We start from the raw sequence: 337 nt of genomic DNA, 5'->3' as shown, positions 1-337 counted from the left end.
ATGGAAGAAATGATTGTCTTTATGACCGGATTATCAGCCGTTTAGTCATCAGTTAAGCTGCTTCTCACATTACAGAGGAGTCGCGCGATGTTAGTAGAAGGCAAATGGAGTAGTGACTGGCACCCGGTGCAGTCGACCGATAAACAGGGCGGATTTGTCCGTCAGACGTCCGGTTTCCGGCATTTTATCAGCAGCGATGGCTCCACTGAATTTGCGGCAGAAGCAGATCGCTACCATCTTTATGTGGCGCTGATCTGTCCATGGGCGTCGCGCGCGTTAATTGCCCGCAAGCTCAAAGGGCTGGAGTCGCTGATTAGCGTGACGGTGGTTGAACCGC

General features: G+C 52.2%; 1 pseudogene. It reads left to right on the top strand.

Annotation, left to right across the window (positions count from 1 at the left end):
• Positions 1-87 precede the first annotated feature (87 nt).
• Positions 88-337, top strand: a pseudogene (locus SB756_RS28760) (glutathione S-transferase family protein); the annotation flags it as partial.

Origin of the sequence: Pseudomonas sp. SIMBA_068, from assembly GCF_046534705.1 — a bacterium.
Classification (GTDB): Bacteria; Pseudomonadota; Gammaproteobacteria; order Pseudomonadales; family Pseudomonadaceae; genus Aquipseudomonas; species Aquipseudomonas putida.
Note: the sequence above shows the minus strand (reverse complement) of the source record. Positions and strands in the feature narration are given on the sequence as shown.